At 65.9% G+C, this 7,498-nt stretch carries 6 protein-coding genes; all 6 read left to right on the top strand.

Going from position 1 to position 7,498, the window contains the following annotated elements:
* The first annotated feature begins 418 nt into the window (after nucleotides 1-418).
* Nucleotides 419-1,738 carry a sodium-dependent transporter gene (locus tag C2134_RS10120; protein ID WP_103319751.1) on the top strand — a complete coding sequence of 440 codons (1,320 nt, stop codon included), beginning with the start codon at nucleotides 419-421 and terminating at the stop codon, nucleotides 1,736-1,738.
* Between the two features lie 90 nt (nucleotides 1,739-1,828).
* Nucleotides 1,829-2,530: a substrate-binding periplasmic protein gene (locus tag C2134_RS10125; protein WP_103319753.1), complete on the top strand. Its 702-nt coding sequence runs from the start codon at nucleotides 1,829-1,831 to the stop codon at nucleotides 2,528-2,530.
* Between the two features lie 60 nt (nucleotides 2,531-2,590).
* Nucleotides 2,591-3,826 (top strand): DUF1615 domain-containing protein, encoded by a 1,236-nt coding sequence (locus C2134_RS10130; protein WP_103319756.1) that lies wholly within the window; start codon nucleotides 2,591-2,593, stop codon nucleotides 3,824-3,826.
* Between the two features lie 71 nt (nucleotides 3,827-3,897).
* Complete coding sequence (locus C2134_RS10135; protein ID WP_103319759.1) at nucleotides 3,898-5,715, top strand: DUF1302 domain-containing protein; 1,818 nt, start codon at nucleotides 3,898-3,900, stop codon at nucleotides 5,713-5,715.
* Nucleotides 5,716-5,837: 122 nt separating this feature from the next.
* Nucleotides 5,838-6,290: a (2Fe-2S)-binding protein gene (locus C2134_RS10140; protein ID WP_071109402.1), complete on the top strand. Its 453-nt coding sequence runs from the start codon at nucleotides 5,838-5,840 to the stop codon at nucleotides 6,288-6,290.
* A gap of 10 nt (nucleotides 6,291-6,300) precedes the next feature.
* The coding region (locus C2134_RS10145; protein WP_146042128.1) for a molybdopterin cofactor-binding domain-containing protein at nucleotides 6,301-7,498 on the top strand (1,198 nt) is incomplete at its 3' end.

Here is a 7,498-nt window from a genome sequence, read left to right on the forward strand (position 1 = left end):
CGCAATGTGTTGTCGACGCCCGCATCGGCATGCTGGCCGGGTAATTTGCAGGGTCGGTTGGCGAAATAGTAGAAACTGTCCGCAATCGTTGTTACATTTTGAAACGTATCCAGGATACATCTAGAGGACTGCGCGGTGCCACCACCCCCGGCGCAGCAGTAGTGTCGTTCAACCAACGATTCCCTCTCCCGGATTAGACCTGCCAGCGTCTTGTCCGCCGCCGCATCGGCGCGCGGGATGGCGCAGCGAGTCCGGTCATCCCTTTCCGCGGCAGCCTCAATGGGGCCGCTGCCGGAAGACCCTGCCGTCCGCCTTGCGCGGCGGCCGCCATGTCTGCTCCCCGCGCGATGTTTTCGCCGGCCCATGCAGGCATGGCAAGCACCTTCAATAACAGCAATACGACAAAGAAGATTCAAACATGGCTAGATCTCAATGGGGCTCGCGCCTCGGTTTCATACTCGCGGCGGCCGGCTCGGCCATCGGGCTGGGCGCCATCTGGAAGTTCCCTTATGTGGCCGCCACCAATGGCGGTGGCGCGTTTCTGTTCGTTTATCTGGGCATTTGCCTGACGCTGGGCCTGGTGCTGATGCTGTCGGAGATGGCGTTGGGACGCGCCGCCAACGCCGGCGCAGTCGGCTCGTTCCGCAAGCTGGCTGGCGGCTTCTGGCCGGTGATCGGCTATATGGGCGTGCTGGTGTGCTTCCTGATTCTGTCGTTCTACAGCGTAGTCGGCGGTTGGACCATCGCCTACATCGGCAAATCGCTGGACGGCAGCATCCTGACCTCCGACGCCAAGGCGCTGGGCGACATCTTCGGCGGCTTCATCAGCCACCCGTCGCTGCCGCTGGCCTATCACGCGGGTTTCGCGCTGCTGACGCTGGCCGTGGTGGTGGGCGGGGTGCAACAGGGCATCGAGAAGCTGTCCAAGTTTCTGATGCCGGCGCTGTTCGCCCTGATGCTGCTGCTCATCGTCCGCGGCCTGACCCTGCCTGGGGCGATGGATGGCTTGGCCTATTTCGTGGCGCCGGACTTTTCCAAGCTCAGCGGCGCGATGCTGATGGATGCGCTGGGCCTGGCCTTTTTCTCCTTGTCGCTGGGCCTGGGCATCATGATCACCTACGGCTCTTATGTCGGCCGCGAGTCCAATCTGGTGGGGTCCGCGCTGTGGGTGATCCTGCTGACGGTGGCCACCTGCTTCCTGGCCGGCTTGATGGTGCTGCCGGCCGTGTTCGCCTTCGGTTTCGATCCGTCGGCCGGCCCTGGCCTGACTTTCATCACCATGCCGGCGGTGTTTGCCCACCTGCCGTTGGGCCAGCTGTTCGCCGTGATGTTCTTCTGCCTGTTGCTGCTGGCGGCGCTGACCTCGTCGGTCTCGCTGCTGGAAGTCATCACCAGCTTCGCCATCGATGAAATGGGTCTGTCGCGCCGCGCCGCCGCCTGCGGCATGGCGGCCGCCACCTTCCTGCTGGGCATTCCGGCTTCGCTGTCGCTGGGCGTATGGGGCGATTACCAGCTGTTCGGGATGAACTTCTTCGATCTGCTGGATTTCGTCACCTCCAAGCTGCTGATGCCGCTGGGCGAGCTGCTGCTGGCGCTGTTCGTCGGCTGGAAGGTCTGGCCGGTAGTGCGCGACGAGCTGTCCGCGGTTTGCTCGCCGCGCGCGATGACGGCGATGCGCGGTTTCTGCATGGCGCTGGCGCCGGCCTTGATAGGCTGGATTCTGATCAGCGGTTTCTGATCCCAGGCTAGAAGTCCAAGGCAACAGACGGGAGGCGCGAGCCTCCCGTTTTGCTATCGTTGAACCTGAGTCGTGTCTGCGGGAGGCGGCATGAAACGATGGTGGGGGTTGCTGCTGGGCTTGCTGGCCTTGCCCGGCCATGCCGAGTCCTTGCGCATGTTGCTGGTGCCGGTGCCAGGCATCATGGAGCCGGGCGCCAATGGCAAAACACAGGGCGGGGGCGCGATAGAACTCATGCGGGAGATATCCCGCCGCTCCGGCATTCCGTTTGCTTATGAGTTTTATCCGCAGGCCCGCGCCATGCTGCTTGTGCGGCAGCAGGCCGACTCTTGCATGCCTATCGCACAGATGCCTGATCTGCGGCCGATGTTCAAGTGGAGCGTGGCCATTCTGCCTATTCAAATCGTACTGATGGCGAAAAGCGGAGATGATAGGCAATGGCCCAGCCTGGAGGGGGCGAAGAGGTTAAGAATCGGCGCGCTGCGCGGCAGCATGGTGGCCGACCGTCTGCGGCAGCTGGGCTTCCAGCCTGAGGAAAGCGCCGACTATCTCACCGGTTTGCGCAAGCTGCAGCTGGGACGGCTGGATTTGTGGGCCATGACGGATGTTGGCGTGGCCTCGGTGTCGTCGCGGCTGGACATGCCGCCGCCCAAGGTGGCGATCGTGGTGGAGAAAAGCGATATCGCCTTTGCCTGCAATCATGAGGTTGGAGACGAAGCGTTGGCCAGCATCAATCGGGCCATTGTCTCCATACATGAGGATGGCAGCATTCATAAGTACCGCTTGCGTTGATGCCCGGCATGTTCCGATGGCGCGCGCTGGGCTACACTCTGGCTTTTGCCCGTTTGCGAGATGCCGTTGAAAGCCCGTCTGACCCTGTTGGCAGGCAGTTTGCTCGTCGCCGCCTGCGCCACGCCGCCCAAGTCTCCCACCGTATCCGCGCCCGTCGCGGCGCCTATCGAGTCGGCCTCCGCTCCGGCGGTTGAGCTGCCGCCGCCAGCGGCCTCCGCGCCGGTTGCAGCCCCCATTGCGCCCAGGCCGGTGGTCAAGCCGGTGCAGCCGCCGCCGGCCATCGCCGAAAGCCAGGGCCGCGCCTTGCTGGACCATTTGCTGCCGCCCGGCATCCCGGACCGCAAGGGCTGGACCAACGACATCATGGGCGCGTTCAGCCATCTGAAAATCCCGTACACGCCGCAATTCTTCTGCGCGGTGCTGGCGGTGGCGGAGCAGGAGTCCGGCTTCAGCCCGGACCCGGTGGTGCCCAATCTGTCCAAGATCGTCTGGGGCGAGATCGAGCAGCGCCGGCAGAAATATCTGATTCCGCAGTTCGTGGTGGACGCGGCGATGAGCAAGACCTCTCCGGACGGCCGCACCTTCAAGCAGCGCGTGGACGCCTTGCGCACCAAGCGCGAGATGAACGCGCTGTACGAAGACATGGTGCGCGAGCTGCCGTTTGGCCAGACCATATTCGAGCACAAGAATCCCATCCGCGACGGCGGGCCGATGCAGGTCAGCGTGGCCTTCGCCGAGACCCACGTCCGCGCCTGGCCGTATCCCTACACCTATTCCAGCCTGCGCGACGAGGTGTTCACCCGCCGCGGCAGCGTCTACTTCGGCACCGCCATCCTGCTGCAATACCCGGCGCCTTACCATGACATGGTGTACCGTTTCGCCGACTACAACGCCGGCCGCTACGCCAGCCGCAACGCGGCCTTCCAGCAGGCGGTGGCCCGGCTGTCCGGCCGCAAGCTGGCGCTGGACGGCGACATCATGCTGTACAGCGACAAGATGAACCGCGTGCTGTCCGGCGCCACCAGCGACACCCAGCGCGCGCTGCAGGGCATGGCGGGACGCTTGGGCATGAGCGACGCCGACATGCTGCGCGATCTGAAGCAGGAAAAGCTGTCCGGCTTCGCCCAGACCCCGCTGTACCAAAAAGTGTTCGCCCTGGCTGGCCCCGCGGCGCCGCGCGAGATCATTCCGCAGATCGTGCTGGTCAGTCCCAAGTTCACCCACAAGCTCACCACCGAGTGGTTCGCGCGCCGGGTGGACGGCCGCTATCAGCGCTGCCTGGCGCGCGGCGGCTGATCCGCCGACGCCCGTTTCCCCGGCGCCGCATGGGCTATCCTGAGACGGATGCCTGAACGGGAGACGGGCGCGTGCGAGCGTGGTGGTGGGTGGTGCCGGCGGGCCTGGCGCTGGGATCGGCGTCGGCCTGTCTGGCCGGAGAGATCGTGTTCGGCGACCGGGCCAGCGGCCTGGGAGACGGCGCGGATGCCGCGCTCGGCGGCGGCTGGACCGCCAAGTGGCAGGGCGCGTTCGGCGTGGGCAATATCTGGCGCGCCGACAGCCCTTCCGCCAGGCTGACCAGCGGCGCCGGCATGGCGACCCGCAATGACGGCGACCTCAATTACGGCAAGGGCGACACCGTATCGCGCAGCGTGGACGCCTATCTGCAATTGCGGCTCGATCATGGCGGCTACGGCGTCTTGCTGAGCGCCAAGGGCTGGTATGACCAAGCGCTGGCCGATGAGTCGGTGCCGCATGGCAACGTGGTCAATGGCTATCAGCCGGGGCCGCTGGGGCAGGCCGGCTTCGCTCTGCTCAGCCGCTTCGGCAATGTGGCGCTGGACGACGCCTATGTCTACGGCCGCTTCAATCTGGCGCGACAGCCGCTGCAATGGCGGCTGGGGCAGCAGGTGATCCCCTGGGCCACGCCCACCGGCTATGCCGGCGGCCTGCAGCAGGTCAATGCGGTGGATTACCCGGCCACGTTGCGCGCCAGCGCGGCGGGCGAATCCGCCAATGTGCCGGCGCCGGCGCTGTACGGCCAATGGCAGGCCAACAGCCGGCTCAGCCTGGACGGTTTTTACCAGTTCGCCTTCCGCTCCAACGGCTATCCCGGCTGCGGCACCTTCTACTCCATCAACGACTATATCCAACCCGGTTGCGACAAGCTGACGCTGAATGGCGGCCTGCTGACGCTGCTGGACAAAAAACCGGTGCAGACCTCCGATCAGCAGTCGCTGGCCAATCCGCTGGATTACATCCCTCGGGCCGATGATGCGCGGCCGGGCAACGGCCAGTATGGCCTGGGCTGGCATTACCAGCTGCCGCAGGCCGGCACGGTTGGCCTGTTTTACGCCGATTTCACCAGCCGCAGCCCGCTGATCCAGGTGGTGAAGACCGGCCCCGGCACGGTGTTGACCATGCCAGGACCGGGAGGCGAACAGGTGCCGGTCGCCCCGGCAGGCGAATACCGCGAGGCCTTTTTGCCCAATCGCCGCCTGCTGGCGGTCAACCTGACGCGGGAGAGCGAAAACGGCGCGCGGCTCTATCTGGAGTACAGCCTGCAGCCCAACCGGGCGCTGGCCTGGAACGGCACGGATTTTCTGAACGGCGCGCTGGCCGGCATCGGCCCGTTGGCTTATCTGAACCACCTGCCTGCCGGCAGCGTCATGCGCGGCTATGACGCGTTCCGCGTCGGCCAATGGCTGGCCAGCGCGCGGCAGCCGCTGCCTGCCGCGCTGGGCGGACACGCCATGCTGGAGGCGCAATTCGCACTGCGCCAGGTCAGCGGCCTGCCCGATCCGTCGGTGATGCGCTATGGCCGCATGGGATTCGGCATGGCGCCGAGCAAGGCCTATCCCGCCTGTTCCAACGACGCCGACACTTGCGCGCTGAAAGGCTTTGTCACGCCCACCGCCTGGGGCTGGCGCGTGAAGTACCAGAACCGCTTTCGGCCCTCGCCCGGCAGTTGGGAGTGGCAGCCGTATCTGTCCTACGCCTATGACGCGGTGGGGTATTCCGACGATGGGCAGTTTTCCGCCGGCCGCCGCGCTGCGGCGCTCGGGCTTGGCCTGGCATGGAGCAAAGACAGCTGGCTGGATCTGCGCTATGTCCGGACCGGCGGCGGGGATTACAACCTGCTGCAGGACCGCAGCACGCTGTCGCTCAGCGTCAAAACCCGCTTCTGACCCCGTCTGTGTCGGAGTTTGTCTGCTAGCCGAGACTTTCTATCTATAGTGATTCAACGGCCGGCATGGATAGCCGCGGCGGCGGCTCCGCTACGCATCCGGCTTGCGCACGGGAGGACAGAATGAAGCTAACCATCAATGGCAAACAGGTGGAGGTCCACTCCAGCCCGGACACGCCGCTTTTGTGGGCGCTGCGCGACGAGCTGGGGCTGACCGGCGCCAAGTTCGGCTGCGGCGCTGCCTTGTGCGGCGCCTGTACGGTGCTGAAAAACGGGCTGCCGATCCGCGCCTGCGTGACGCCGCTGTCCACGCTGGCGGCCGACGACAGCCTTACCACCGTCGAAGGCAATGACGACAAGGTGGCCAAGGCGGTCAAGCAGGCCTGGCAGGAGCTCGACGTGGTGCAGTGCGGCTATTGCCAGAGCGGGCAGGTGCTGGCGGCCACCGCGCTGCTCAGCGCCAACCCGCATCCTTCGGATCAGGATATCGATCAGGCGATGAGCGGCAATCTGTGCCGCTGCGGCACCTATCCGCGCATCCGCGCGGCCATTCATGCCGCCGCCAAGCTGCTGTAGGAGAACCGCGATGACCACTACCCGTTTGTCCCGGCGCGCCTTTCTGAAAACCGGCGCCGCCGGCGGGCTTTTGTGCCTGAGCTTTGCGCTGCAGGAAAGCGGCCGCTTCGCCCAGGCCGCTGAGGCCGCGCCGGCCATCCCGTCGCCGAATGCCTTCATCCGCATCGAACGCGACGGCAGCGTCACCATCGTCAGCAACAAGTCGGAAATGGGCCAGGGCATCTACACCTCGCTGGCGATGCTGATCGCCGAGGAGCTGGAGTGCGACTGGAGCCGGGTGAAAGTGGTATCGGCGCCGCTGGGCGCCATCTATGGCCACACGGTATTCCATATCCAGCTGACCGGCGGCAGCACCAGCACCATCAGCAGCTATGACCAGTACCGCAAGATAGGCGCCGCCGCGCGCGACATGCTGATTGCCGCCGCCGCGCAGCGCTGGGGCGTGCCGGCGACGCAATGCCGCGCTGAAAACGGCCGGGTGTTCAACAACGCCAACGCGGCCAGTTTGGGGTTCGGCGAACTGAGCGAGGCCGCCGCCAAGCTGCCGGTGCCGGACACCATAGCCTTGAAGCCGCGCCATCGCTGGAAGCTGCTGGGCACCCGCGTGCACAGGCTGGATGGCCCGGAAAAACTGGATGGCAGCGCGCAGTTTGCCATGGATGTGCGGCTGCCCGGCATGCTGACGGCGCTGATTCTGCGCTGCCCGAGCTATGGCGGCAAACCCAAGCATTTCAACGCCGACGCGGCGCGCGCCGTGCCCGGCGTCAAGGCGGTGTTCGCCGTCAGCAATGGCGTGGCGGTGCTGGCCGATGGCTTCTGGCCGGCCAAGAAGGCGCGCGACCTGCTGCAGGCGGAGTGGGAGCCCGGACCCAACGGCGGGCTGGATTCCACCAAATTGCGCGAGCAATACCGCGCGCTGGCGGCGCGTCCCGGCCAGGTGTACCGCCGCGCCGGCGATGCCGAGGCGGCGTTGAAGGGCGCGGCGAAGAAGCTGGACGCCTGGTACGAGGTGCCGTATCTGTCGCATTCGCCGATGGAGCCGCTCAATTGCGTGGTCTGGCTGAAACCGGATGGCATCGAAATCTGGAGCGGCACCCAGTCGCAGACCATAGACGCCGGCCTCGCCGCCGGCATGACGGGGCTGAAGCCGGAGCAGGTCACGCTGCACACCATGTTGCTGGGAGGCGGCTTTGGCCGGCGCGCCGTGC

It is taken from the genome of Chromobacterium sinusclupearum (assembly GCF_002902845.1).
GTDB classification, from domain to species: domain Bacteria; phylum Pseudomonadota; class Gammaproteobacteria; order Burkholderiales; family Chromobacteriaceae; genus Chromobacterium; species Chromobacterium sinusclupearum.